Annotated in this window: 2 protein-coding genes; one reads left to right on the top strand and one right to left on the bottom strand. The window is 69.2% G+C overall.

The window, feature by feature from the left end; all coding sequences use genetic code 11:
* A partial coding sequence (locus A5678_RS28260) for a protein kinase (protein ID WP_068044807.1) occupies positions 1 to 1,380 on the top strand: 1,380 nt, incomplete at its 5' end.
* Between the two features lie 15 nt (positions 1,381 to 1,395).
* Here the strand turns inward: A5678_RS28260 and A5678_RS28010 are convergent.
* Positions 1,396 to 1,576 (bottom strand): hypothetical protein (locus tag A5678_RS28010; RefSeq protein WP_231983710.1); only part of this gene is annotated, 181 nt, incomplete at its 5' end.

The raw sequence follows: 1,576 nt of genomic DNA on the forward strand, positions 1-1,576 counted from the left end.
GCCTACATGTCCCCCGAACGGCTCAACACCGGACAGGCCGACGCCCGCGCCGACATCTACGCCCTGGCCTGCGTGCTCTATGAGGCGCTGACCGGGTCTCGCCCCTACCCCGGCGACAGCCTCGAACAACAAATCGTCGGGCACCTGACCACCCCGCCGCCCCGGCCCTCGACACGCCGCCCCGGGGTGCCCGAAGGCATGGATGCCGTCATCGCCAAAGGCATGGCCAAAGACCCCGACCAGCGCTATGCCACCACCGTGGAATTCGCGCACGCCGCCCGCGAGGCGACCACCGCGCCGACCCACCCACCGGTCTGGACCGACCAGCCCACCGCGGGCCCCATCCACGGCCATGACACCCTACTGGCCCCCACCGCGACCGCGCCCGTTCTGCCACCAGCGGCACCGCTGGAGGTGACACCCACCCCGCAGCGGCCCAGGTGGCGGCGCCCCCACGTCGTGATTCCCGCCCTGCTCGCTACCGCGGTGTTGATCGGCGCCGGTGTCTTCGCGGCCGTCAACGTCTCCCACCACCACAAGCCGACCGCCGGCGCACCCCCCGCCGCGGCGCCCAATACGGGTCCGTTCACCGGTGTCTACACCGCCAACTTCGAGCCGGAGACCCGTCTCGACGGGGAACCTTGGGAGGGTGCGGCGCCGGCAACCGAAACGTGGGGGGTGCGCTCTGTGTGCCGCCCGGGCGGGTGCGTGGCCACCGCGTCACGCCGTAGCGGACAAACCACGCTGTCGACGTTGGTGTTCGACGAGGTCGGCGGGCGCTGGCTGGCCGTCGGCCTCGGCTCTGGAAGGTGCAACAACGTTCCCGCCGAATTCTGGAAGGTGTTCACGCTGCAGCCCCAGCCCGACGGCACCCTGTCCGGCGACTACAACTCGACGACCAGCAACGCCTGCGACCAAAAGCGGGCCGTGAGCTTCACCCGCACCGGCGACGTCGACGTCACCAACCTTCCCGACCCGGCCGGCCAGCCACCGCGGGTGGTGTCGCCGGCCGAAGCCCTGCGCGGCCGCTACCACGAGACGGTAACCTTCGTGGGCCGGTTCATACCAGAGGAGTACGACTACGCCGTCCGTACCGACTGTCTTCGCAGCGGCGAGCGGTGCATGAGCTATTTCCACAACCCCAAACGTGCTGCGCCACTGGTCTTCGGAGGCGGGACGTGGACCCGCGACGTCGAGGGCGACGTTCAGTGTCCGGGGGGCGGCACGACGCACGCGAAAGTCACCGCGCAATATCCGCTGCCGCAACCGTTGCAGGATCCGATCACGCCGCTGACCGGGCACGGCCACCGCGAACGGACCGGCGCCTGCGGTGTCGGCCAGTGGGATTTCGACAGCAAGCTTGTACGCACCGGCGATTAGAGACAGGTGTCGTGGCTAGGAACGCTTCCAGGTGCTGATCCCCCCGATGTTTTCCTCGAAGTCTCGTGCGGTGCCGCCGTTGAGGCGCCATGCCACCGAGGGTGCTGGCATCGGCGGGTAGTGGCACGTTGAGGGTATGGGTTGGTACTGGTGGCATCGATGGCTGATCTGGGATGCGCTGGCACCATCACCGCAG

Source organism: Mycobacterium sp. E2733 (assembly GCF_001667585.1).
Lineage (GTDB): Bacteria > Actinomycetota > Actinomycetes > Mycobacteriales > Mycobacteriaceae > Mycobacterium.